The organism is Herpetosiphon sp. NSE202, assembly GCF_042688385.1.
Classification (GTDB): Bacteria; Chloroflexota; Chloroflexia; order Chloroflexales; family Herpetosiphonaceae; genus Herpetosiphon.
In genome coordinates this window covers 914872-939873 of record NZ_JBHUPY010000001.1, presented here as the reverse complement: position 1 = coordinate 939873, position 25002 = coordinate 914872, and the positions used below count along the sequence as shown (strand labels likewise).

Below are 25002 nucleotides of genomic sequence, written 5' to 3'. Positions count from 1 at the left end.
TGTTGCACATTTCTGCCAGTTAACTTCAGTACTTTCCGCTCAAATGTCAATTAACCATCCGGTACGTCCTAAACAATGACTAGGCCAAAGCCTAGTCTCTTTTAGTTTTCCCAAGGATAAAAGTACTTGACTAGAAGTACTAAATATCACCTTACAGAAGTACGACAAAACTTGAACATTTTGAGCGATTGTATTAACTGCATTGTTAATAAAGAATAAAGATCCTAAATTAATTGGTTCGGTGAGCAGCAGCATTACAATCGTACACCATAACTCGCGAACCTTCAGCGATTGCGCGAGGTTTGTATGGCAGACACCACGATCCGTTTCCCACAAAAGTTCCAAGGCATCTTCCAACGTTCTCAAGCCAGCTTCGCTCCGCACTTGCAAGGCGCGCGGCGTTTGCTCAACCAGCTCAATATCCCAGCTCCTTTGCAACATGTTTGGGATTATGTGGTCGTGGATAATCCACAGCCATCGTTTATATTGCTGCCCTTGCTCTATTTGAGTTTGGCTGAGCAATTAGGCGGCATTACGCCAGCCCATCAACGCGCATTACCAGTGATTATGTTAACCATGGAAGCAGTGGCGGTGATGGATGATACAGTTGATATTGCCAGTCGGCGTTCGGAACGAGCAACCGTGCCAGCGCGTTTTGGGGTAACTCAGGCCACACCAATTGCCACGAGCCTCACCGCCACCGTTGCTGAATTAGCAGTTCAAATCGATCCGCGCTTGGTTCAGCCAACCATGAACTTTTTGCGTGAATTAGGTGCGCTGCAAATTTGGGAAGTTGAGCATAGCTACCCTGAGCAAACAGATTGGGATGAATGGATGCACCATCGCTATCGTCAAGGCCAAATTGCCACCGAATTTGCGCTCAACTTGGCGCTAATGTACCATCGCCAACCGCTCTTTCCTCCAAAGTCAGCCTATTTCTTTGCCCAAATAATGCAAGATATTGATGATGTGGTGGGCCTTTTAGAACAACGAGTTCAATTTGGCGAAGGATGCGATCTCCAGCGCGGTCGGGTTATTGCTCCGCTTGCTGATGCGTGTGATAATAATCTCCAGTTAGCAAGCTTTATTAACCAGCTTTGGCGCAAAAAACAAGCCTTATTAAACGATACCCACCAGCTAACGCTCCAGCAACTTAACCAACATGTGCTTGAAGCAGGATTAGCCACAACCCTTGATCGCTTGAACCAGATTGCGATAGCGTGCGAAGAACAAACGCCGCCAGCCCTGCAATCGTGGATGCGTGACGTGATTTGCACATTTATGGCGCGCCTCAGTGGTATTGGCCTTGCCCAAACCCAAGTAGCCTAAGCAGCATGGCCCAACCACTGATCGCCAACAATCGGTAGCCACAGCTATCAGTGGAGCAATCATGAAGGATGTATGGGGCAACCTATTCCGATCATGGCTTAACGTCTATCAACGCATTGGCCAAGAACTTGATCCATTGCCGTGGGTTACATGGTTAATTGCCTGTTTTAGCGTTGGCGTGGGCAGTTTGGGGCTGGCTGGCCTCGATCACAATACCTCAAAGAGCTTAATTTGGATCGATTTTAGCTTGGCGCTGTATCTGTTTTGGCTTGGTTGGTTGGTCTATCGCCGCCCACAGTTGGCTTGGCCACGCTGGTTAATCGTGCTCAGCATGACTTCAACCTGCTTAATTGCGCTGAGTATTGTTGAGCTAGAAAGTGCGGCGGTTATCTTAATCACTGTGCCGATCTTGCTGGCAATTATTACAACTGGGCGTTTATGGCCAATCTTCAGCTATCCGTTTTTTCTGCTCATAGCCAGCATCTTACATCCGGCAGGCTGGAGTTTAATTAATCCAGCAGTGATTGTCTTCAACTTGCTTTTATTTTTAACGATGTGGCAATTACGTAGCTCGGCCAGCCGTGCCACCCAAATTCAGGTGCAGGCCAAAGCTCAGCTTGAGCAAGAACAACAAGCGCGCCAATTTATTCGCTTTTTTCAGCACGAACTGCGCGGCTATAGCAGCGGCTTAGAAGGCTTGGTACCAATGTTTGAGCGCTTTTTGGCCAATGCGCCCCAGAAGAATGCAGGCATTAGCAGCAGCGAAGCCTTGGCAGCGCTCCAAACCACAACCCAACAGCTTAAGCAATTAACCAGCCAATTATTAATTTTGACTCGCGAGGGCGTGTTGCAACCGCAACAACTGCAAACGCTGAATGTAGCCGAGCTATTGCATAAAATCGTCAATGAAGTGCGCACTGCCCATCAGTTTGATCAGAACTATTTACAAGTCGCGGTCTGCAACCAAACGCCAATCTTGATCAAAGGCAATGATTTGTTTCTGAGCTTGGCGTTGCGCACGATTATTCAAAATTCAATCGAAGCCAGCCTAATCAGCGAGCAGCAAATTACGCTTGAATGCAGCGTTAAGCAAGCCATGGTGATTATTACAATTAGCGATCATGGCACAGGCTACCCCAAAGAACTGCTGCAACGCCTCGCCAGCAATCAAATTCCGGCGGTGCTTGGCTGGAGTGGAAAGCTGGGCGGCAACGGCTTGGGCTTAGCATTAATTATGCAAGTTGCACGCTTACATCAAGGCTCGGTCAGCTTTGAAAATCACGCGCATGGCGGTGCATGCACAACCCTAGCCTTACCATGCCTTCAAGCAATTAACGATGACGTAGCCCATGGCACAGGCAAGCCAACACTCGTCCAGCCAGCGCCATGCAAGCGTTGCTGATAAATCCATTCGATCGCTTGGACAACGTCGCGTTGGTCTAAATGCTTGCTAATAAACCCATCGAAGCCGACCGAACGAAACAGCGAATCAACATCTTCATAGGCGCTCCAGCCAATCAGCAAGGCTTCGGGATGCAAGGCTGGGTGCAAGCTGCGGCTGGTGCGCAAGCGATAAATAACATGCAGGGGCGTGCGCCCAACCATCGCATAATCGACCACCATCAAACGAATGCTCTGCGGCGGGTACAAGCCTAATTGGCGCTCGAGATCGCCTACCGAACCTATCCGATCGCAACTATAACTCAGGTTACGCAATACGTTCAGCTGTTGGTCGGCAATCGCAGCTTGTAAGCCCAAGGCGGCGGCTGGTTGATCATCAACAATTACCACATACGGTTGATTTGGCAGTTGCATTTTGGGTTCCTTTCAGAGCTTTTTTATCAGCGTTGCAAGGTCAATCCATGCTTTTTGAGCACGATGCGTAGCTACGATGTGGGTTGTTCGCTTGATTATACTGTGATTCAATGCCAAAAACTACCATCAATAGTCTGAACCTTTAAACTGGTTGAAAACGCCCAAATGCTGGCAATACAAGGCTTTGAGGCTGAGCCAAAACTCAGTCGCAAAACCGATGTTTGCGTGCATCCAAGGCCTATAATCAAGCAATAATCGCAATTGCAGCCTTGTAGAAGGGTCGTTATGAGCAGTGAAAATCCAGTTTATCCAGTCGTGACGGGCCAACAGATTTATTTTGCGACCCTGCGCCATGAGCATTTGCCGCTGTATGTGCGTTGGTTTAGCGACCTTGGCATGACCGCCAATTTGGGTGCAATCGGCTTTGCAGCCACGCTTGAAGATGAAGAAGCCTGGTATCAACAAGCTTCGAAGCAAAATGCCGAGCGGCTTACCTTCGCAATTCATATCAAAGAAACGCACCAGCCGATTGGTAATATTAGTTTGTTTGAAATTAATCATCGGCGGCAAAGCGCAGCGCTGGGCATCATGATTGGCGAATCAAACCAACGCAGTAAAGGCTATGGCACTGAGGCTGTGCGCTTGATCGCCGAATATGGCTTTTTCTTCCTCAATTTATATAATATCAAGCTTTGGTATTACGGCTACAATGCGCGGGCTGGCCGCGCCTACGAACGAGCTGGCTTTCGCGAGGTCGGTCGGGTACGCGGCGCAATTCCCTTGGGCAATCAACGCTACGACGAAATTTTGATGGATATTGTGCGCGATGACATTGATCTGAGTGCCATGAGCATGCTCGTGCCTGGAGCGAATCATGGCTAAATTGTGGCAGCCACATCATGAGGGGCTGTATCATCTCAGCGAAGATGCCACGATTAGTCAATTTACGCCACGTCCGCATCCGCGCCAAGCTGAACATCCAGATTTAGTGTGGGCGATCCAAGGCAGTCATGTGGTCAACTATTTGTTGCCCCGTGATTGCCCACGGATCTGCATTCGCTACGATCAGCACACCAGCGCAGCTGATCAAGCGCGTTTCTTTGGGCTGAGCACTGCCGCCACGATTATTGCAGTTGAGCAGGCTTGGCTCGAACGGATTCGGGCAACCACACTGTATGCCTATGAATTTTCACAGGCTTATTTTGAGCAATCCGATGCGGCGGCTGGCTATTGGATTAGTTTAAGCACGGTCACGCCCCAAGCGCTGCATGCGATTGACGATTTATTGGGGCAACTGGTGGGCTTGGGGGTTGAATTGCACATTATGCCAAATTTATGGCGCTTGCAGCAGGCGGTAGCGCAATCGACATTGCAATTTTCGATGATTCGTATGCGCAATGCCCAGCCTAGTAGCGAATAGGTCACTATGGGTAGTGTTTCCTCACCCCAGTGGGTGCTCGCGGCATGCTATAATGGGCGCGTTGTCAGCCATAAGGAGCATTCTCAATGATTGACCGTATTGCAGCATTATTAGGCGATGAAGCATCGTCACTCTTAGAACATCAATCGAAAACGATTAGCAAAGATTTGATCCATCAACCAGGGCCAGATTTTGTTGATCGGGTCTGGACGGCCTCAGATCGCAGTATTCCAGTATTGCGCAGCTTGCAAAGCCTCTATGGCACAGGCCGCTTGGCCAACACTGGCTATCTTTCAATTTTGCCAGTCGACCAAGGCATCGAACACTCAGCTGGTGCTTCATTTGCTCCCAATCCTGCCTATTTCGACCCAGAAAATATTGTAAAACTTGGCATCGAAGGTGGCTGTAACGCCGTTGCCTCAACCTTTGGTGTGTTGGGCGCAGTTGCCCGTAAATATGCCCACAAGATTCCGTTCGTGGTCAAAATCAACCACAACGAATTTTTGTCATACCCCAACAAGTTTGACCAAATCTTGTTTGGCACGATCAAAGAAGCTCACGAAATGGGCGCGGTGGCAGTTGGCGCAACAATCTACTTTGGCTCAGCAGAATCGGGCCGCCAAATCGTCGAAGTTGCTCAAGCCTTCAAAATGGCCCACGAGTTGGGTATGGCCACAATTTTGTGGTGCTACTTGCGCAACAACGCCTTCAAAAACGACACCACCGACTTCCATGTTTCAGCAGACTTGACGGGCCAAGCCAATCACTTGGGCGTGACGCTCGAAGCCGACATTATCAAGCAAAAATTGCCTGAAAATAACGGCGGCTACAACGCAGTTACCTCAAAAGACAACCCATATGGCAAAACCGACAAGCGCATCTATAGCGATTTGACCAGCGATCACCCAATCGACTTGGTGCGCTATCAAGTTGCCAACTGCTACATGGGTCGCGCTAGCTTGATCAACTCAGGTGGTGCTTCGAGCGGCGAAAGCGATACCGCTGAAGCAGTACGCACCGCCGTAATCAACAAGCGTGGTGGTGGGGCAGGCTTGATCTCAGGCCGCAAAGCCTTCCAACGTCCAATCGCCGAAGGCGCAGCCTTGTTGCAAGCCATCCAAGATGTGTACTTGTGCGAAGACGTTACCATCGCCTAAACCACGTCGAATCAGCCAAATCGAGCGAGTGCATAGCCACGCTATGCGCTCGTTTTTCAATGGAGCACATTTTATGGCATCGTATGATTATCGCACCCGGCGCGGCGTTGACCCGATTAGTTGGCAGCGGTTCGAGGAAATAACCCGCCAACTAGCCATGCAAATTGCCCCGTGGGGACCAGAATTGATCTTGGGGATTGCGCGAGGTGGGTTATTTCCAGCAACCTTGCTTTCCTACGCCTTGCGCCGCGAACTCTACCCAATTCGCTTAACCAGGCGTTTTGAAGATCAAGTTGTGCGCCGCGATCCATCGTGGTTGGTCAAGCCACCAGCAAAAGTGCGCAATCGGCGGGTGCTGATTGTCGATGAGATGGCTGATTCGGGCCAAACGCTGTTGGTTGCAGGCTTGGTTGTGCGCGATATGGGTGCTGCCGATGTCAAAACTGCTGCCTTGTATGCGCATACGTGGGCTAGCCCACGCCCCGATTATATTGGCCTACTCTCCGATCAACTGATTATGAACCCATGGGATAGCGAAATTTTGCAGGATGGGCACTTTGTGCAACACCCTGAATATACAGCGGCAATTCGCGCCCAAGATGATGATGAACAAGTGCCTGATTCGCAGTGAAACTATAGCAAAGTAGGACTGTTGCACTATAGGCAAATGCAACAAAATCTACTACATTGCAGCATAATCGTTAACTTTTTTAAGGACACGCATCTATGCGGGCATTGGTTGTTAGTAGTTTAAGCATTTGCTTTACGATGCTGCTGGTGGTTGCGCTGTTAACTGCGCAATCGTTGGCTGGGGTAGAGCAAGCCCAAGCACAGACGATTGAGGCACACCAAGCCGCTCAGACATTCACGCTTCGCCTTCACTATACAGCGGCCAACGTCGCGTTTTATCAAATCATTGATAATGGAGCTAGCGGCATTCATGCAGCCGCCACAAGCCAACCACTTGAAATTCCCAGCTATCTTTTAGGGCCCTACCAACTGACGATGCAACGCTAATTGGGTCATTTGGTTGCATCGAAGCTCAGCCTAGCAGTATAAGTGATCAACTATGGTCACAGCCTTCAATTCTCTGCATAAACGTAGCAATACTTGAAGGCTGTGATACGCGATTGGCAAACACTAGCAAAATTTGGAATTAATTAAACGCTTCAGGTTTATTCGATCGCTAATGGCTCCCATGCAGTTCCACTATTAATCTCACAGGTAAAGCCATTGGTTTTGCTACAGCGTAAGAGCACTGTATTGTTTTTAGACTGATCAACCCGTTTTGGATCAAGGTCTTTCAAAATTTGTTGAGCAAGTTGACCATCTAGTTTATTGATTGGATTATATAATTGCTCATCGTACATAAAATTAAAGGCCTCAACTTGTGTAGCTTCAATAAAAAAGCAACTAATACCTTCGTTAAAACTACAAAAAAGCGCAAGCGTATTATCAACTGCTGGAATCGTTGTTTGGTTAAAAAGTTGTTCAATCGTAGCTTGTTGCATGCGTGAAGCCCCCTGAATTGCTACTTGCGAAGTAGTGCTATTAGCGGATGGGGTGCATGCTCCCAAGCAAAACAGAAGCATCAACATCCACGCCGCCAAAGATAAACGATTCAAACTAAACTCCTTCTAACGTTTGGTACCAGATGGATCATAGGTAGCATCGGTATCATTGCTAATATCAACGTCTGTATCTAAAATTCCATTGGCTGCCCCAGCTTTGGGAATATACCAACTCCATTGGGGATCTGGATGTGCTCCAGCAACCTCAAGTCCAAATAATGCGCCTTCGCGATGAAGCTGTGCTTCACGAGTTACTTCATCTTGAACTCCATCATAATCAGTGCCATATTTTGCACCTTCGAGATAGCTCAGCGAGTTAGCATAGCGCCAACCTTGGTAGGCAGGGCTTTCTGAAAGGTTAGGATCTTTCATTTGATTCATCGCACCATCAAGCGCCCCATCAACGACTTTTGAATAGTCCCAAAATGCACCGCCAGGGTTATCAAATGTAAGCTTACCAGAAGCGCCATAATAACTCGCTGAGGCTTCAAGATAGTAATGATACCAATCGCCGGGATCATTTTTGCCAAGTGAATGTCTATCAAACGCTGCATAAAAGATTGATGGTTCGTTATTTGAATTGAGTGAATCAGCATCAGGATGCAGATTGGCCCGATCAAAAATAAAGGTCTTACCATCCATCTGATATGTTAATGGATCAGTATCGGTCTTTTCCCAACCAATTGGTGAAAGCCCGCGCGACATTGACTTGGTAATATTATGTGCTACTAATAAGGCAGTTCCAGGATCACCTGTGGCTTTTAATGCCATTGCATAAAATTCTTGCAGGGTTAATGGCTTTCCACCATGTTGAACGTGTTCAGCAAGATCAGATAATACTTGACGTTGAACTGCCATTAATTGAGGATTTGTTAAATATTTTTCAAGAACCTCTGCTGGAATATCGCCACTATTTTCATATTGGCTAAAAAACGTGCTTAACTCAGATTGCTTAACATCAGTTACGGTATATCCATTGATTGGATTGACCGTAGGAGTAGGGGTTGGTACTCCGGGAGTATCACCACCACGCTCGTTGGTTTCTTCGGCATAACTGACAACTGCTCCAACTGGCTTATTACCTAAACCTGCTTCCGCTTGGCCTTTAAATAAACGACTTGCTTCCTCTTCAGCTGTATGAAAGATCTAGGAGATTTGAAGTGTAGTCGATTTTGCCTCGGCAATTGTCTTCTTGAGCCGCTCAAGCACAGGTAAAACAGTCCTATCCATTTCCTTAAAAAACGCTTGTGCTGCTTGTCCTTGCCAATCTGCTTGTAATTGTTTGTAGGTAATTTGAAGGGTTTGTTTTAAGCTATCTACCCGATCATATTGTGTTTGCCAGCGTTCAACAACTTGGTTAACCTGTTCATAATCAATTTGAATAACTGGTGCTGTCATGAAATATCCCCCACTTCACAATATATCTATCCATATATTCAATTATAAAAATCTTATTTGTAAAGTCAAGATTAAATGCCAACCCACCTAAATAACCATTGAACTATGATTACTAGGTGGATTAAATGATCTTCGCATATTTGAGTTTTCTGCTACCAAATACCTTAGAGCAGGCGATAATTTAGCCTGAAGCCTAATCAGTCTTTAGCTGCGCAAAATAGACCTGCATGGCTTCGTTGTGCAATGGGAACGCCAACACTTGCGGGCGATCGATCACAACTAATTCTTCGGTTTCGCTGCGATCAAAATCAGTGGGAATCGCGGCACGGCTGATTGGCTCTGCCAAGCCAAAAATCAAAATCATGCCATCGGGTGTGCTGCGCGTCCACCAATCGCGAATGCTTTGCACCTCAAGTTGAATATTGGTTTCCTCAAACACCTCGCGCACGCCTGCTGCTTGCCAACTCTCATCGAAATTGACAAAGCCGCCAGGCAAGGCCAATTGGCCCTTGCGTGGCTCGATGGCGCGCCGCACCGTCAACAAACCGCCATCAACTGGCACTAAAATAACGCTGACCGGAATTGGGTTGCGATAAGTTGAATTGCCACAAACGCTACATTTGCGCGGAAAGCCTTGCGGTCCATCGAACGCCGCCCCACACCAATGGCAATGCTGAAACGCTGGCATGCAAAATACCTCATCAGATAGTTATGCTTGGGCTAGCTTAAACGAGCCACGCTAAAAAAACAACAGCGTATCGCCATTGATACGCTGTCCAATCGCCCATCGTGTTCTATGCTTCATTACAATAAGGCTGCTCCATGGTCAACCAAAATCGACTGAATGCGCCCACGGGCGGTAGCGGGATCGTGAAGTTGGGCAACAGGCACTTCTAACCGAAAATGACAGCCATCACGAACATGTTCATCTGGATGCCAATAGATCCTGGTAATATTGAGGCTGGTGCGAATGCTACGCATTGCTCGCCATAAAACCGGGACGGTCGCTTCCACTGGTACTACAATAAAGGCACTCGAATCAACGGCCATGCCGAACCTCCTTTGGGTAGAATCACCCATGTGGTATAGGACAGATGTTTTGGCGATTGTAACGACGCAGTGTAGCAAGCTTTGCCCAAGATTTCAAGCCCTTTGATCCTAGATTAGGGTGAGCAACGGGTAGTACTTTCTCACCCCTTGGTAGTATAGCTATATATCCAGCTTAATCAAGCTTAATTTTTGATCAATTTCGCTTATGCTCATTCATTACTCGAACACATGATCAACTGATCGACAAAATCATCTGGTTGCTGGGATTGATCGAGGCCTAAGCGCCAAATTTCTTGCACACACTGCCAGCCTTGCGCTTGATAGAAGCGTTTGGCGCGATGATTGCTCGCAGTTACATACAACTGGATGCGTTGATAACCTTGCTTGCTTGCCCATGCTTGGGCTAGCTTAAGCAAGCTTTGCGCCACGCCTTGGCTACGATAATCTTGCTCAACATACAATGCCAGTAACTCAGCCCAACGGCGGCGTTTAAATAAGGCTGAATCTTGTTGACCAGTGACGATCAATAGGCCAATTGGTACGCTGCCATGCCATGCCAGCATCGTTATGCCACTTGTATCGAGCACTTGTTTGACTAAAAAATCATGTAAAAGTTCATGCCAATCTTCGGCTAAACCAAAGTAGGGATCAAGCAGTGTGTTATAGTGGTGTAAGGCTTCAAATAAGTGAGCAACCGCCCATTCTTCATCTGCCTGCGCCGGGCGAATTTCAAAAGCAATTTTCATAGTGGGTACGATATCCTTTATGCCTGCAAATAATCAGCATTGATGATACTAGGTTTATCCAGCAATTGGATGGTGCAACATTCAGCACAAAATAGGCCATTCCAGATTGGAATGACCTATCAGTATACCAGCAACAACGCTTTTTAGCGGCTCACAAAACTCCAAATCGTTCCATCCCAGCCATAAGTCGTACCATCCAAGGCTGGGCAGGCATGGCCAAGATATTGATCGAGCGTGGTTTGCCAAAAGCCAAGGCCCGCAGCATTGCTAGCTAAACAGCGAATTTCCCATGTCGCCGGAAAACGATCAAACAAGAGCCAGGCGGTTTGGCGCGCAGCACCTTGGCGACGAGCAGTTGGCTCAACGTAAAATTCAGCAATCGCCAAGCTGGTTTGGGGCAACAAGGCATAGCGATTCAACAGCACAAAGCCAATTCGCTGCTCAGCTTGCACAATCCACAATGGCACCCGCTCAGGATCTTCCCAATAGCTCGCCAAATAGGGATACGCTGGGCCTGATGCAGGATCAAGTTCAGCCAAATAATCGGCGAGCAACGCTGCTAAGTCGGCTTGGTGCTCGACCAAAATTGGCCGCAGTTGAATGGATGGCATAGGATTAGCCCACGCGCGCTTGAACTTCGGCGGCAACCTGTGGCGGATCGCTCATGGTGATGCTGATCGTTGGCGTGCGATGCCAGTTGGCACAATCGCGCAGCATCACAGCCAAATCGTCGTACAAGGCTGCGCTGGGCGTGATATGTGGCTCCAAATGTAAGGCATGGACACGAAAAATGCCCGCGCTGCGTTCAGCCTTGGCATCAATCCGCCCAATCACCTGATCCTTCCAGAGAATTGGCAAGGTGAAGTAGCCATAACGGCGCTTGGGTGCTGGGGTATAGCATTCGATTTTATAATCAAATTGCCAAAAATCCATGGTGCGCTGGCGATCCCAAATCAGGTTATCGAAGGGCGAAAGCATGGTGGTGAGGCTTGGGGTTGGCGTTTGCTCCAGCAAATGGCGCTGATCGTGATGGATATAGGCTGGCGCGATCCAACCTTCAACCTTGACCTCGATTGCTTTACCTGCTGCGGCCCATGTTTGCAGGCGTTCTTTGATGCCTGGGCGCTTTTGACGAAAGTAATCGGGCAGATGGCGCTCGGTGGCAATTCCCATTGAGCGCAAACCGCGCTCGCTAAGTTGCTCGGCTGCATCCTCGAAGCTTGGTGTGTCGCGATCATCCCAGTTTGGCATAACCCGCTCGGTCAGCTCATAGACGCGCTGGAATTTTTCGCGACGGATAATCATCAACTCGCCCATACTCCACAATAAGTCGAGCGCCGATTTGGCAGGCTTCCAATTCCACCAGCCGCCGCCAGCATGATCAACAGGCGCTTCAAAATCAGCCGAGCGCAATGGGCCACGCTCACGAATCGTCGCAAGCACAAGATCAACAACAGCTTTATGTTCTTCGAGCCACTGCCGCGCCTTGGGCCAACCATGGGTGGTATAGCGCAACATCGCCGGACGCAGCAACGGAAATAATTCAATTGGCAAAAATGAGGCTGCATGCGCCCAATATTCAAATAATTGGCCCGCTGGAAACTGCAATTGATCAAACCAATCTGGATCATAATTGCCCAAACGGCTCCAGAGCACAAAGTAGGGCGCACGCGCCACAACATTGATCGTATCGATTTGGACAATTTGCATGCGCTTGATGGTTTCGTGCAAGGTTGCTTGATCAACAAGATTTGGACGGCGATCTAAGCCTTGGGCTGCAATCGCAATTGCGCGGGCTTGATCAAGCGAGATAGTGGGTGTCATGAATTATCCTTAATCCAAGCGCCAACAGCCGCAGTTTATTGGCAGCTGTTGGCAACAAGCAACTGATTATTCGGCTTTCAAGCTAGCAAGGTCGATCACAAAGCGATATTTGACATCACTTTTGAGCATGCGGTCGTAGGCTTGGTCGATCTGTTGCACGCCAATCAGCTCGATATCGGCCAAAATATTATGTTCGGAACAAAAATCAAGCATCGCTTGGGTTTCGGCGATGCCACCGATCAACGAACCAGATAACTGACGGCGGCGAAAAATCAGGTTGGGATAGCTCGGGGTTGGGTGGGGATTTTCGGGCACGCCCACGAGGCAAAGCGTGCCATCGCGTTTCAAAAGGCTCAAATAATCATCAAGATTATGGGCAGCTGAAACGGTATTGAGGATAAAATCGAAGCTATTGCGTTGGTTCCGCATCGCAGCTGCGTCTTTGGAGATAACTACCGACGCGCCCAAGCGCTCGGCATCGGCAGCCTTATGGGCCGAAGTGGTGAAGAGCACAACTTCAGCACCCATGGCTTTGGCAATTTTGACCCCGATATGGCCAAGGCCGCCTAAGCCAACTACGCCAACTTTCTGGCCTGGTTGCACGTTCCAATGACGCAATGGCGAGTAGGTGGTGATGCCAGCGCAGAGCAATGGCGCAACCCGCGCCAAATCCAAATGCTTGGCGATGCGCAACACAAAATTCTCAGTAACCACAATTTGGCTTGAATAGCCGCCATAGGTTACGCCGCCGGTGTGCGGATCGGGGCTATTGTAGGTATAAGTGGTTTTGGCACAAAATTGCTCTTGCTGATCGTGGCAATCGGCACATTGGCCACATGAATCGACCATACAGCCTACGCCAACCGGATCGCCAACTTGGAATTTGCGTACCTCAGAGCCAACAGCCACCACACGGCCAACAATTTCGTGGCCAGGCACAATTGGGTAGACAGTGCCATCCCATTCGCTACGCGCTTGATGCAAATCGGAATGGCAAATGCCACAATATAAAATTTCAATTTGCACATCAGTGGGCGTTAAATCGCGGCGCTCGAATTCGAAGGGGGCAAACGGGGCAGCGTGGTTAAATGCAGCATAGGCTTGGGTTGTCAGCATGAGCTTCCTCCTACAACAAAACATATGTGCAGTTTACCGAAAAAACGCCGATTGTGCATCTGGCCTAAGGCTTATTTTAGAAGGATGAAGGATGAAGGATGAGGGATGAAAGGCTAAGTCAGAAGTCAAAAAAGAAGAACATAGAGCATAGAACAGAGAATTTGGGGATCAGGGGTCGGGGATTGGGGATCTGGATTTTAGGACTATGAATCTAAGCCAAAAAAATTAACCTTTGTGCTCTTCGTGGATCAAGCTTAGCGATCTTCGCGTGCTTCGCGGTTTCGACCCCCAACAACCGATCCCCAATCCCTACTTTTGCAGCCACAAAATCGTAATATCATCGGCGGGCGGGCACTCAGCCATAAAATTGCTAATTTGTTTGAACAAATGTTCGTGGTATGGCTCGATAGCTGGCCAGTGGCGATAGCCAGCCAACATCGTTGCGAACAGCTCAAAGCCCAACATTTGGTTCGCGGGGTTGCGAGCTTCGACCACGCCATCGCTGACAAAAACCACGTGATCATCAGGCTTGAGCTGAATACTTGCTTCTTGATAGCGAACATCGTGGCGCGAGCCGATTGGCAAGCCAACAACCTCAATTTCAGTCAGATTACCAGCGCGGAGCAAGTAGGGCATAACCATGCCAGCATTGGCAATGTGCAAGGTTGAGCTAACTTGATCATAAATCGCATACATTACCGCCGCATTCATACGGTTGGCTTTGAGCCGTTCGAGCAACAACGTATTGAGGGTTTGGAGCAAAACAGCTGGTGAGCTACCTTCGCGAGCACGTTCTTCCAAGGTGCTCGAAACCAGTGCCATCATCAAGGCTGCGCCAACGCCCTTGCCCGAAATGTCGCCAATTGCCATGCCAACCCGACCATTGCCCAGATCGACAAAGCTATAGAAATCGCCGCCAACTTCTGCTGAAGGCAACGAATAGGCATTAGCACGCAGTACATCGGGATTCCACGGCGGAAGCTGCGAGAGCAAGCCAATTTGAATATCGTGGGCCAATTTCAGCCCTTGCTGCAAATAATCGTTCTTCTCTTGAAGTTGATCAGTGAGTTGAACCAATTGTTGATAGGCAAGGCGCAATTCGTTGGTGCGCAGCGCAACTTGATCTTCGAGTTGCTCGCGATTGGAGCGCAATTGCTTGGTCATCCGAGTAAAACTGCGAATCAACAAGCCCAATTCATCATCACGTGCGGGCAGATCTGCTTGTTGCAAATTGCCCTCAGCAACTTGAACCGCAGCCTCGGTTAATTGAGCCACAGGCACAACGACTTGCCGCATCAAGGCAAAAACTGCCAACAGCGCCAAGCCCTCTAAAACCAAGCCAATTGTAAAAATCACAATACTAAGTTCGCGGGCCGGAGCAAAGGCCTCAGCTTGGCTAACTTCGCTCAACAAAATCAAATCGCGGCCTTCGAGCCAATGATAGACACCAACCACCGCCTCGCCAGCGTAATTTTGATATTTGGCAACCCCATTTTGACGCGCCAGCGCTTGCTGAATGCCATATGAATCGACGACGATTGGCATGCCAGGTCGGCCAAAGCGTTTGCTTGAAACAAAGCGTTGCTTGCTATCGACCAAATAGGTTTCGCTGCTACGGCCTAAACCAACTCGTTGAACTAAAATATCATCAAGCCGCGATAAATTAACGTTCGCAGCCAAAATTGCATACACATTGTTATCACGGTCAAAGAGCGGGCTAGCAATCGTCATCGTGGGAATATCTGCATCGTTGGGGTAGATATTTTCGATATACAAGCCAAATTGAGCAACATTAGTATATTGAAGATCAGTAATAATCGTGCCTTCGTGGAGCGGATCGGTTGAGAAAATAACTCGTCCGACTTGATTGAGCACAAAAATTTCGTCGAATTTGGTCTGATTTTTCACGATCGAGCGCAGGTAGGTCGAAAGCGTATCGTAGGCGCTATTGGCTTCGGGGCTAACCAGTTTGGCGTTAGCAAGCATGCTCGCGTTGCTGCGGACCAAGGGCAAGCCCGCCAACAACTGCACCTCTTTGCGCTGATCATCGACCCAGCGCTCGATTTCTTGCTCTTTGAGCGAAGTTGCAATGCTCAGCCGTTCAATCACCGATTGCTCGATAACCCGGCGGCCAAGCCAATAGGCCGTCAAGCCTAAAAGGCTTACAGCGAGGGTGGCTACCAAACAAAACATTGCCACTAAGCGGGCAACTAAGCTACGTTTAATTAAGCGCCGCACCATAAACCTCGCGCACCAGAGCTAGCTTGCGCATCGGCCCCATTGTAGCAGTAAATAGAGTTTAGGGGTCAGGGGCTAGGGATAAGGATGAAGGATGAATTATGAGGGAGGAAAGAACGTGGGTAGTCAATAATTGTTCCGATAGTCAAAAGCCGATAGCCCATAGCCTTATCTTCGTGCGCTTCGCGCTCTTCGCGGTTTCAAGCTTCGTACTCTTCACCCCGATAGCCCATAGCCAAAAGCCTATAATGGCGCAAAGGCTCAAATCGCACTACAATACTGCCATGACAACACACGATTTAAAACATCTCTACATTCATATACCATTTTGCCAAACCCGCTGTGCCTATTGCGATTTCAACACCTTTGCCAATCGCGAAGATTTTATGCAGCGCTATGTTGATGCCTTGTGCTTGCACCTCGAACGCATGGCGAGCGGCGAAACGAGCGTTGACCCAACGTGGCCGAAAACAGCAACCCAAGCAATTCCGTGGGCTAAATATGAGCTACATGATCTCACGGGGCCGTTGCAGCAGGCCGATTTGCCAGCCACAGTCTTTTTGGGCGGCGGCACACCAACCGCACTGCCCTTGCCCTTGCTTGAACAACTGATGCAAAGTGTTGGCCGAATTATTCCGCTTGAGCAAGCAGAAGTGACCAGCGAGGCCAACCCTGGCACCGTGCTTGACCATGAGTATTTGCGGGCGATGCGTTCGATGGGCATCAATCGTTTGAGCATGGGTGTCCAAACCTTGCACGACCCAACCTTGCGCGTGCTGGGCCGGATTCATACTGCCAACGAGGCCTTTGCTTCGTATCAGGCAGCGCGTAAAGTCGGCTTTGAGAATATCAATCTTGATTTTATGTTTGGCTTGCCGGGCCAAGATATTGGCCAATGGCGTGCGATGCTCAAAGAAATTGTCAGCTGGGATACCGAACATTTTGCCCTCTATTCGTTGATTGTCGAGCCAAGCACGCCGCTAGCAGCCCAAGTGACCGCTGGCCGCGTGAGCATTCCCAACGATGATGCAACTGGCGAGATGTATGAGGCGGCGATGGAGATTTTGGGTGCAGCAGGCTATGGCCATTACGAGATTTCCAATTGGGCCAAAACCAAAAGCCCAAATTTCAATCCAAGCGAACGCTTGCCAGCCTATGCCTCACGGCATAACGTCGCCTATTGGCTCAACGCCGATTACTTGGGCGTTGGTGCTGGTGCGCATAGCCATTGGCGCGGCTGGCGCTGGGTTGATCAACGGGTGTTGGAGCCATTCGCTCAGCAGGTTGAACGCGGCCAAGCACCGTTGGTTGACGCCCAAGCATGCGCGCCAAACGACCGCGATTTTGAAACGATTATGATGGGTTTGCGGCTGAATTGCGGCTTAGGCTTTGCCCATTTTCAGCAACGCACTGGCCACGATTTGCTTGAACAATATCAACCTGTGATTGATAAACTGGTTGAGCAAGGCATGCTCGAACAAACCGCAAACGCGATTCGCTTTACGCCGCGCGGGCGCATGGTCGGCAATCAAGTCATCGAACGTTTTTTGGTCGATTGACGACGAGGGGGCAGTTGTCAGAGGTTAGGGATTAGTTATTTCTATCCACGAAGGACACGAAGATCACGAATGTTGGGTTCTGAGTTCTATAGGATTTGAATGCAATTCAGCCAGTCAGCAAATACAACTTCGCGTCCTTCGCGCTCTTCGCGGTTAACATTTTCATCCCTCATCCTTCATCCTTCATAATTTCGTGGCTCTGCGCCTCTGCGTTAAGCAATTGACCCACGAAGCACACGAAGATCACGAATGTTGGGTTCTGAGTTCTATAGGATTTGAATGCAATTCAGCCAGTCAGCGAATACAACTTCGCGTCCTTCGCGCTCTTCGCGGTTAACATTTTCATCCCTCATCCCTCATCCTTCATACTTTCTCCTGACTTTTGACTTTAACTCAGGGTTGCACGTATAATCGCGGCTGCAATTTACAACTTGTTTGTGGTGCGTTGCTGTCCCGGATGACACAAACGCGCAATGGGGGAAGCCAGTCCAAGTCTGGCGCTGTCCCGCAACGGTAGGAAGCTTTGCTTCAAGCCCGATAACCCGCCACAAACTCATCGACACTCCAACATTTCCCTCGCGGATCAGGGAAGGAGTTGCTAGGCCCTGCTGGGTTTAGTGCCTCTTTTCCTCTTTGGCATGAGCCGAAGAGGTTTTTCTTGGCTGTTTGCATGCTGGGGTGTCGCCCAACGGAGCCAGCATGAGCGATGCCCCACTGACGATGCGTGCCTATGGCCGCCATTTATTTATTTGCACTGGTGATCAATGCAACGGCGATGCTGATGGCGCGGCGTTGGCCCAACACGCCCTCGAACAACTTGGCGATCGGCGCAAATTGCGCAATCCCGAACGAGTTAAATGCTCGACCGTCAGCTGTTTGGGTGTCTGCCAGCGCGGCCCGATTGCGGTGGTCTATCCCGAAGGCATTTGGTATCAGCAGCTTGATGAGGAATTAGTTGAACAGATCGTTCAAGAGCATCTGATCAATGGCGAGCCAGTTGAAGCAGCGATTTTCCATCGGCTCTATCCAGCGGGGCAAGAGCCAGAATACGCTCCGGCAGTGCGTGGCGATCAGGCGTTTAATCCAATTGAATTGCATGCTGATGATGCAGTTGAGCAATTGGAACCAATTATTGCTGCTGGCACGCAACTGCATTCAACCGAGGAAAAACGCCGCTATCGCGAGCAAGTACGCAAATTGCGCAAAGGCAAAAAAGGCTTAGTAATCGTCAATACTGGCAATGGCAAGGGCAAAACCTCGGCAGCCTTGGGCGTGATGACTCGCGCGTGGGGTCGCGATCTCAAGGTGCGCGTGATTCAATTTCTCAAACACGAAAACGCCAAGTTTGGCGAATCGCGGGCAGCCGCCAAGATGGAAATTGAGTTTGGTGGCACTGGCGATGGCTTCACTTGGACATCGAAAGACCTTGATACGACCAAAGCCAAAGCCTTGCATGGCTGGGAACTGGCCAAAACTGCAATTAGCTCGAATCAGTATCAAATTGTGATTCTCGATGAATTTACCTATGTGTTGGCGTTTGGCTGGCTTGATGTCAACGAAGTTGTGGCTTGGTTGGCGGCCAACAAGCCCGAATTGCTGCATGTGATTATCACAGGCCGCGATGCCCCCGCCGCCCTGATTGAGCATGCCGACCTCGTGACCGAGATGCGCGAGATTAAACACCCGTTTCGACTTCAAGGCATTCGCGCCCAAATAGGAATTGATTTCTAATGACTGAACGTTTGCAACGCAATATGGTCGAGCGCATCGATGGGCGCATGGTCAACGCTGGCTATAAACGTGGTATGTTGTTTATTTGCGCTCATGGTTGCTGCTGTGGCATTACCGAGCGCGGCTTTGCGCCGGTTTGGCCGGAAATTCATCAGCACGAATGGGAAAGTCGCAAGCTGCGCAATCTTGTGCATCTGAATATGGGCGGCTGTTTGGGACCATGTCCGTTAGCCAACGTGGCCATGTTGATGTTCGATGGCCAGCCAATTTGGTTTCATTCGCTCAACCAACCAGAGTTGGTGGTAGCGCTCTACGACTACATCGAAGCCATGATTCAGGCCGATCAGGTGCTGCCTGCGCCAGCCAATCTCAAGCCGCATGTCTTCAATGGCTTTAAATGGGATGGTCAAACGCAAGCCGCCATCAGCCAAGCGCCAGCCTTTCCAGCCAGCCAGCCCAGCCTTGGCAATGGCATTGTGTTTTTGACCCAAGCTGATACCGATATTCTGCTGATTGAGCAGGCTCGTCGCCAATTGCCAAGCGATTTTACCAGCCTGCAAACCGCCAATGTGGGCGAGGCCGAAGATCAAACGGCACTCGATACATTGCTTGATCGCTTGTTGCCCCAAGCCGAAATTGTGGTTGTACGCTTAATTTCTGGGAGCCGTGGCTTTGAACATGGCATCGAGCGCTTGCAACAATGGACGCAGCAAACCAATGGCTTTGTGCTGTATTTGCCTGGCTTCGAGGCGCTTGATCCTGAATTGATGGCGCTTTCGAATGTTGGCGTGCCGCTGGCGCACCTAATTAGCACCTATTTTATGCAGGGCGGCTTGGACAATGTAGTCAATGCCTTAGCTTGCTTGAGCGACCACTTATTGCTGACAGGTTGGGGCTACGATGCGCCGCGAGAGTTACCACGCCATGGCATCTACACGCCAGCGCTCAATCGCTGCGAAGGCTGCACTGGCACGCAATGCCAAACCAGCGCACAACCAGCCAAGCCAACTGTGGGCGTACTGTTTTATCGAGCACATATGCTCAGCGGCAACACCGAGTTTGTGGATGCAATTTGTCAGGCAATCGAAGCGCATGGCATGCAACCACGGGCGGTTTATAGCCACTCGCTCAAAGAAGGCGGCACGAATAATCTGCCTGCTGCCTTGGAATGCTTACAAGCAGATGGGCCGATCGATGCCTTGATTTGCAGTTTGTCGTTTGCCTTGGGCAACGTCAATACCGAAGGCCCAACCCTCGCAGGCTGGGAAATCGACATGCTGCAACAACTGAATGTACCGATTCTCCAAGCGATTGCTAGTGGCCGCTCGCGTGAGCAATGGCAACGAGCAGGTCGCGGATTAAGCTCGCTCGATACCGCAATTAATGTGGCGATTCCTGAATTTGATGGCCGGATTATCACCGTGCCAATCTCGTTCAAGGAGCAAGACCCCTATTCTGGCATTGTGCGCTACGTCCCAGATCGTGAGCGGGTTGAGCGAGTGGTCGGCATTACGCAGCGCTTAGTCAATTTGCGCCACAAACCAAACGCCGAAAAACGCATCGCTTTTGTGTTTACCAATAGCAGCGCCAAAGCCTCGCGGGTTGGCAATGCGGTTGGCTTGGATGCGCCAGCCTCATTATTGACCTTGCTCCACGCCATGCAAGCAGAGGGCTATCAGGTTGGCAACTTGCCAGCGAGCAGCGACCAACTGTTGCTCGATTTGATCGATCGTTGTTCGTATGATGAAACCTGGCTGACCGAGCAGCAATTAGCCCAAGCGGTGCATGTGCCAGTCGATCAATATCAACAATGGTTTAGCGAATTGCCTGCCAATTTGCAAGCCAGCATGATCAAACAATGGGGCGAAGCGCCAGGCACGGCCTATTTGAGCGAGCAAGGTTTAGCGTTGGCTGGCTTGGAGTTTGGCAATGTCTTTGTGGCTTTGCAGCCGCCACGTGGCTATGGCATGGACCCCAACGCAATCTACCACATGCCCGATTTGCCGCCACCGCACAGCTATTATGCGCTCTATCGCTGGCTACGTGATGGCTGGCAGGCCGATGCCTTGGTGCATATGGGCAAACACGGCACGCTCGAATGGCTGCCGGGCAAGAGCGTTGGCCTCAGCCGCGAGTGCTTCCCCGATGCCTTGATTGCTGATTTACCAGTGATTTATCCGTTTATCATCAACGATCCAGGCGAGGGTAATCAGGCTAAGCGCCGCAGTCATGCCGTCATTATCGACCATATGACTCCGCCGATGACCAGCGCCGGAGCTTATGGCCAGCTAGCCGAATTGGCGCAGTTAGTCAATGAATATTATCAAGTTGAGCAACTCGACCCGAATAAATTGCCCCTGTTGCAGCGCCAAATTTGGAACTTGCTGCAAACCAGCAATCTCAGCGACGATTTGCAATTTATTCTCAAGGCCAACCACGGCGACCACACCCACGATTGGGATGGCTCGTTCCTCGAAGATGGCACACCAACCGCCTTTGCCGAGATGGAAGGCCGCCAAGTGGCCCACCTGCTCGAAGATATTGAAGGCTACTTGTGCGAGCTGACCGGAGCACAAATTCGCGATGGGTTACACATTTTGGGAACTTTGGCCGAAGGCGACCAACTGCCAGAATTGCTGTTTCACCTGACCAAACTACCCAATCTTGAAGTGCCAAGTTTGCCCGTGGCGGTTGGCAAGCTCTATGGCCTAAATTGGAATACGTTGCAAGCCAATTTGGGCGAACGCTTGCCCCAGCCGCTGCAATTAGGCGAACAAACCCTCTACAGCAACGGCGATGTGGCGGCATGGCTCGAACAGCATTGCAAAACTATCTTGCAAACCTTAGAACACCAAAACTGGCAGATTGAAGCCATTCCAGCCGTATTGCAAACCAGCTTGTTGCCCAACGCAGCAGCGTGGGATCAAACGCTGGTCGCGCCATTGGAATTTATCGCCACCCAATTAATTCCCAATTTGCATGAAAGTGCGCGTGCCGAGATTGCCAGCCTCTTACATGCCTTGAATGGCGGCTACATTCCGGCGGGGCCAAGCGGCGCGCCAACTCGGGGTATGGCCCATGTGTTGCCGACGGGCCGCAATTTCTATGCAGTCGATCCGCGTTCGTTGCCCAGCGCGGCGGCGTGGCAAGTTGGCCAGCACTTGGCCGATGATTTGATTCGGCGCTATCAACGCGAAGAGGGCAGCTACCCCCGCAGCGTTGGCATCAGCATTTGGGGCACGAGCGCGATGCGCACCTACGGCGATGATATTGCCCAAGTGCTGGCCTTGTTGGGCGTGCGGCCAGTTTGGCAGGCCGAAAACCGCCGCATCACGGGCGTTGAAGTGATTCCCTTGGCCGAGCTTGGCCGCCCACGGATTAATGTCGTTTGTCGGATTAGCGGCTTTTTCCGTGATGCATTCCCGCATTTGGTCAGTTTACTCGATCAAGCTGCCCAAACCGTGATGGCGCTTGACGAACCACTTGATCAAAATTTTGCCCGCCAACAGGCCTTTGCCGCCACCGAGCAATTGATCAAAACTGGCTTGGCTCCCGAAATTGCCCAGCAACAAGCCCGCTATCGGGTTTGGGGTTGCAAGCCAGGCAGTTATGGCGCAGGCATTTTGCCCTTGATCGATAGCCAAAATTGGCAAGATGACGCTGATTTTGCCCAAGCCTACATCGCTTGGGGCGGTTATGCCTACACCAGCGATGACTATGGCGTTGAAGCCGCCGATGCCTTTGGCACAGCCTTGAGCGAAGTGCAAATTGCCACCAAGAATCAAGATAATCGCGAACACGATATTTTTGATAGTGACGACTACATGCAATATCACGGCGGCATGATCGCCACGATTCGCGCCTTGACTGGGCGCAACCCACGCCGCTATTTTGGCGATTCGAGCAACCCGCAGCGCCCACAAACCCGCGATTTGCGCGAAGAAGCGCGGCGGGTGTTTCGCAGTCGCGTGGTCAACCCCAAATGGATCGAAAGTATGCGTCGCCACGGCTACAAAGGTGCGTTAGAGCTAGCCGCCACCGTCGATTATCTGTTTGGCTACGATGCTACCGCCCAAGTCGTTGATGATTGGATGTATCACTCGATTGCTGAGCACTATTTGCGCGATGAGGAGATGCAGCAATTTTTTGCCGACAGCAACCCGTGGGCGTGGCAAGCGATTGCCGAACGCTTGCTCGAAGCGATTGATCGCGATTTGTGGCACGACCCAGAGCAACACGACATCGATCTGCTCAAAGCTGCCCAATCGTTGGGCTTGAGCAATTTGCAACAGCGAGGCCAACTATGAACAACAATGATTGGTATCGCTATTTTGCGCCGCGCCAAGTTGCCACATTGAGCGCCGAACGCCAACACGCCGATTATGCTGCCGCCCAGCACGATCTCGATTTTGTGTTAGGCCAAATTGGGCTTGAGCCAAACGCCAGCATTTTGGAAATTGGCTGCGGTTGGGGTCGGCATAGTGTGGCGCTGGCTGAACGTGGCTTTGATCACGTTTTGAGCATCGATATTGCGCCCGAATTGCTGCAAGCAGCCCAAGCCTTTGCCCAGCAACGCGGCCAAAGCTGCCAATTTCGCCAACAAGATTTTATCGAAATGAGCGCGCAACCGTTTGATGCGATTTTCTCGTTGTACGACCGCAGTTGTTGCGGTTACCCCAGCGAGGCCGCCGATGCCCAAAGCTTGCAGCATTTAGCTAATCTTTTGCAACCAAACGGCTGGCTGATTTTTGGCATCAACGATTGGCCATTTGCGCTGCCCGAAGCAAGCCAACGCTGGGCAGAAACTGAACAAGGCTTGGAATTGTACGAAGTGATTCCAGATCGCAACGCCATGACCTGCACCGATCGCTTGACGGTGCTGAATGCTGGCCAACGCACCAGCTACGAATTGACCCGCCGCCATTACTATTTGCCCGAATTACAGCGCTTGCTTGGCAATGCTGGCTTGCGCTTGGTCAGCGCGTGGCATCGCCTAGACCAAAATCGAGCCTATGGCGATGGCAGCAACGGCATGTTTATTATTGCCCAGCGAGCAACCAATGGCTAAACGGGCATTGAGTGCATTATTGGCCTTGGCCTGCGATGCGCTGCTACCAGAATTGCCCAACCACGTCCATCCGGTGGTTTGGATGGGCAAATGGATCAAACAAGGCGAGCGTTTCTCGCCACGCAACGAAGCAGCGCGTTTGGCTTGGGGGGCAATCTGGCTCAGCGCTGGCTTGGGCTTGAGCGCAGGCTTGGCAACTAGCATCCCTAAACATCCGCTGGCTCAAGCCTTGGTAGCCCAAAGTTTGCTGGCCTATCGGGCGCTTGATCGAGCGGTTGGCGAGGTGCAAACAGCACTTGCAGCAGACGATTTGAGCGAAGCGCGGCGGTTATTAAGCTGGCATTTGGTCAGTCGCGATACGGCGGAGCTAAGCCCAAGCGAGGTTGCCGCCGCTGCGATTGAATCATTGGCCGAAAATCTCTCGGATAGCGTGATTGCGCCCTTATTTTGGTATTTGGCAGCAGGCTTGCCTGGCTTGGCGGCCTATCGCATGAGCAATACCTTCGATGCGATGTGGGGCTATCACAATCAACGCTTTGAATATCTCGGCAAAGTTGCCGCCCGTTGCGACGATGCACTGAATCTGATTCCTGCGCGCTTGACGGCAGGCATGCTTTGGTTGGTTGCCCATGGCCAACGCCAACGAACTTGGCAGGTGGCTTGGCGTGATCATGGAAAAACTGCCTCGCCGAATGCAGGCTGGCCAATGGCGGCCATGGCTGGCGCGTTGGATACCCAGTTAATCAAAATCGAGCATTATGCGCTTGGCGACGGCCCAACCCAGCCCGATCCAGCCCTAATGCAAACCGCTCGCCAGCTAGCCCGCCGCGTGATCTATCTGGTTGTGGCGGGCTTAGTAATAGCTGCATGGGGAGCGAAGTGCGGCAGCAAGTCAGTCAGCAGCTCTAATAATTTATAGCAAAGTAGACATTTTGCGTTCCCTCACCCCCTAGCCCCCTCTCCCGCCCGCGAGGCAAGGG

General features: G+C 50.5%; 23 protein-coding genes and 1 riboswitch. Of the genes, 12 read left to right on the top strand and 11 right to left on the bottom strand.

What is annotated here, in order from left to right; translation table 11 throughout:
* Nucleotides 1–306 precede the first annotated feature (306 nt).
* Nucleotides 307–1329: a polyprenyl synthetase family protein gene (locus tag ACFMKP_RS04015; RefSeq protein ID WP_382289281.1), complete on the top strand. Its 1023-nt coding sequence runs from the start codon at nucleotides 307–309 to the stop codon at nucleotides 1327–1329.
* A gap of 61 nt (nucleotides 1330–1390) precedes the next feature.
* Entirely contained in the window at nucleotides 1391–2731 is a 1341-nt protein-coding gene (locus ACFMKP_RS04010; RefSeq protein ID WP_382289279.1) for a sensor histidine kinase, read from the top strand.
* Here the strand turns inward: ACFMKP_RS04010 and ACFMKP_RS04005 are convergent.
* Nucleotides 2653–3144, bottom strand: a complete 492-nt coding sequence (locus tag ACFMKP_RS04005) for a hypothetical protein (protein ID WP_382289277.1) — start codon at nucleotides 3142–3144, stop codon at nucleotides 2653–2655. The two genes, ACFMKP_RS04010 and ACFMKP_RS04005, sit on opposite strands and share 79 nt — an antisense overlap.
* A 285-nt stretch (nucleotides 3145–3429) precedes the next feature.
* On the opposite strand from ACFMKP_RS04005, the gene ACFMKP_RS04000 reads away from it, so the two are divergent.
* From ACFMKP_RS04000 to ACFMKP_RS03980, 5 genes are all read left to right on the top strand, one after another.
* Nucleotides 3430–4026, top strand: coding sequence for a GNAT family N-acetyltransferase (locus ACFMKP_RS04000; RefSeq protein ID WP_204754736.1), 597 nt, complete (start codon nucleotides 3430–3432; stop codon nucleotides 4024–4026).
* Nucleotides 4019–4564: a DUF6886 family protein gene (locus tag ACFMKP_RS03995; protein WP_382289275.1), complete on the top strand. Its 546-nt coding sequence runs from the start codon at nucleotides 4019–4021 to the stop codon at nucleotides 4562–4564. Before ACFMKP_RS04000 ends, ACFMKP_RS03995 begins: the two co-directional genes overlap by 8 nt.
* A gap of 86 nt (nucleotides 4565–4650) precedes the next feature.
* Complete coding sequence (locus ACFMKP_RS03990) at nucleotides 4651–5721, top strand: class I fructose-bisphosphate aldolase (protein ID WP_382289273.1); 1071 nt, start codon at nucleotides 4651–4653, stop codon at nucleotides 5719–5721.
* A 73-nt stretch (nucleotides 5722–5794) separates the two neighbouring features.
* Nucleotides 5795–6352 (top strand): phosphoribosyltransferase, encoded by a 558-nt coding sequence (locus tag ACFMKP_RS03985; RefSeq protein WP_382289271.1) that lies wholly within the window; start codon nucleotides 5795–5797, stop codon nucleotides 6350–6352.
* 95 nt (nucleotides 6353–6447) lie between these two features.
* Nucleotides 6448–6738 carry a hypothetical protein gene (locus ACFMKP_RS03980; RefSeq protein ID WP_382289269.1) on the top strand — a complete coding sequence of 97 codons (291 nt, stop codon included), beginning with the start codon at nucleotides 6448–6450 and terminating at the stop codon, nucleotides 6736–6738.
* Between the two features lie 158 nt (nucleotides 6739–6896).
* Here ACFMKP_RS03980 and ACFMKP_RS03975 read toward each other — a convergent pair whose 3' ends face one another.
* The 10 genes from ACFMKP_RS03975 to ACFMKP_RS03930 form a co-directional block, all read right to left on the bottom strand.
* Nucleotides 6897–7346 (bottom strand): hypothetical protein, encoded by a 450-nt coding sequence (locus tag ACFMKP_RS03975; RefSeq protein ID WP_382289267.1) that lies wholly within the window; start codon nucleotides 7344–7346, stop codon nucleotides 6897–6899.
* A gap of 12 nt (nucleotides 7347–7358) precedes the next feature.
* On the bottom strand, nucleotides 7359–8150 hold the full coding sequence (locus ACFMKP_RS03970; RefSeq protein WP_382289265.1) for a hypothetical protein: 792 nt from the start codon (nucleotides 8148–8150) through the stop codon (nucleotides 7359–7361).
* A gap of 288 nt (nucleotides 8151–8438) precedes the next feature.
* Nucleotides 8439–8690 (bottom strand): WXG100 family type VII secretion target, encoded by a 252-nt coding sequence (locus ACFMKP_RS03965; protein ID WP_382289263.1) that lies wholly within the window; start codon nucleotides 8688–8690, stop codon nucleotides 8439–8441.
* Nucleotides 8691–8883: 193 nt separating this feature from the next.
* The gene (locus ACFMKP_RS03960) at nucleotides 8884–9378 is read right to left on the bottom strand and encodes an NUDIX domain-containing protein (RefSeq protein WP_382289262.1); all 495 of its coding nucleotides are present in this window, start codon (nucleotides 9376–9378) and stop codon (nucleotides 8884–8886) included.
* Nucleotides 9379–9494: 116 nt separating this feature from the next.
* Nucleotides 9495–9740 (bottom strand): hypothetical protein, encoded by a 246-nt coding sequence (locus tag ACFMKP_RS03955; protein ID WP_054533563.1) that lies wholly within the window; start codon nucleotides 9738–9740, stop codon nucleotides 9495–9497.
* Between the two features lie 209 nt (nucleotides 9741–9949).
* Nucleotides 9950–10486 carry a GNAT family N-acetyltransferase gene (locus tag ACFMKP_RS03950; protein ID WP_382289259.1) on the bottom strand — a complete coding sequence of 179 codons (537 nt, stop codon included), beginning with the start codon at nucleotides 10484–10486 and terminating at the stop codon, nucleotides 9950–9952.
* 143 nt (nucleotides 10487–10629) lie between these two features.
* Entirely contained in the window at nucleotides 10630–11097 is a 468-nt protein-coding gene (locus ACFMKP_RS03945; RefSeq protein ID WP_382289257.1) for a GNAT family N-acetyltransferase, read from the bottom strand.
* Between the two features lie 4 nt (nucleotides 11098–11101).
* Nucleotides 11102–12310 (bottom strand): winged helix-turn-helix domain-containing protein, encoded by a 1209-nt coding sequence (locus ACFMKP_RS03940; protein ID WP_382289255.1) that lies wholly within the window; start codon nucleotides 12308–12310, stop codon nucleotides 11102–11104.
* Nucleotides 12311–12376: 66 nt separating this feature from the next.
* Complete coding sequence (locus ACFMKP_RS03935; RefSeq protein WP_382289253.1) at nucleotides 12377–13426, bottom strand: NAD(P)-dependent alcohol dehydrogenase; 1050 nt, start codon at nucleotides 13424–13426, stop codon at nucleotides 12377–12379.
* A 309-nt stretch (nucleotides 13427–13735) separates the two neighbouring features.
* On the bottom strand, nucleotides 13736–15667 hold the full coding sequence (locus ACFMKP_RS03930) for a SpoIIE family protein phosphatase (RefSeq protein ID WP_382289251.1): 1932 nt from the start codon (nucleotides 15665–15667) through the stop codon (nucleotides 13736–13738).
* A gap of 281 nt (nucleotides 15668–15948) precedes the next feature.
* Here ACFMKP_RS03930 and hemW point away from each other — a divergent pair, with 281 nt between their 5' ends.
* The 5 genes from hemW (at nucleotide 15949) to cbiB (ending at nucleotide 24941) form a co-directional block, all read left to right on the top strand.
* Nucleotides 15949–17223: a radical SAM family heme chaperone HemW gene (hemW, locus tag ACFMKP_RS03925; protein WP_382289248.1), complete on the top strand. Its 1275-nt coding sequence runs from the start codon at nucleotides 15949–15951 to the stop codon at nucleotides 17221–17223.
* Nucleotides 17224–17644: 421 nt separating this feature from the next.
* Nucleotides 17645–17788, top strand: a riboswitch (cobalamin riboswitch).
* A 134-nt stretch (nucleotides 17789–17922) separates the two neighbouring features.
* Nucleotides 17923–18954, top strand: coding sequence for a cob(I)yrinic acid a,c-diamide adenosyltransferase (gene cobO, locus ACFMKP_RS03920; protein WP_382289246.1), 1032 nt, complete (start codon nucleotides 17923–17925; stop codon nucleotides 18952–18954).
* Nucleotides 18954–23261: a cobaltochelatase subunit CobN gene (gene cobN / locus ACFMKP_RS03915; RefSeq protein WP_382289244.1), complete on the top strand. Its 4308-nt coding sequence runs from the start codon at nucleotides 18954–18956 to the stop codon at nucleotides 23259–23261. The genes cobO and cobN overlap by 1 nt, the downstream gene beginning before the upstream one ends.
* Entirely contained in the window at nucleotides 23258–24022 is a 765-nt protein-coding gene (locus ACFMKP_RS03910) for an SAM-dependent methyltransferase (RefSeq protein ID WP_382289242.1), read from the top strand. The genes cobN and ACFMKP_RS03910 overlap by 4 nt, the downstream gene beginning before the upstream one ends.
* Nucleotides 23967–24941 carry an adenosylcobinamide-phosphate synthase CbiB gene (gene cbiB / locus ACFMKP_RS03905; protein ID WP_382289240.1) on the top strand — a complete coding sequence of 325 codons (975 nt, stop codon included), beginning with the start codon at nucleotides 23967–23969 and terminating at the stop codon, nucleotides 24939–24941. The genes ACFMKP_RS03910 and cbiB overlap by 56 nt, the downstream gene beginning before the upstream one ends.
* Nucleotides 24942–25002: the final 61 nt, after the last annotated feature.